General features: G+C 48.9%; 1 pseudogene. It reads left to right on the forward strand.

Annotated elements, in window-relative coordinates:
* Positions 1–5: 5 nt before the first annotated feature.
* Positions 6–223: pseudogene (locus ACGF5R_RS25060) on the forward strand (group II intron reverse transcriptase/maturase); the annotation flags it as partial.

A 223-nucleotide genomic window follows, 5' to 3' on the forward strand; every position in this document is an offset into this window, starting at 1 on the left:
TTGTAATGAATGTGGAGCGAAGGGGTCACGTCAGGCAGCCTTACCCGGTATCCAACTGTCAGGCAGGAGGAGATACAGAGGTTAAGGCAAAACCGTTTGTCATTGAGAAAAAGGAAGTGTACCGTGCCTGGTTATGGGTTAAAGCCAATCAAGGTGCGGCAGGCGTGGAGGGTCAAACCCTCGCGGATTTTGAATCCAATCTGAAAGACAATCTGTACAAACT

The organism is Photorhabdus sp. RM71S, from assembly GCF_042879355.1.
Classification (GTDB): domain Bacteria; phylum Pseudomonadota; class Gammaproteobacteria; order Enterobacterales; family Enterobacteriaceae; genus Photorhabdus; species Photorhabdus kayaii.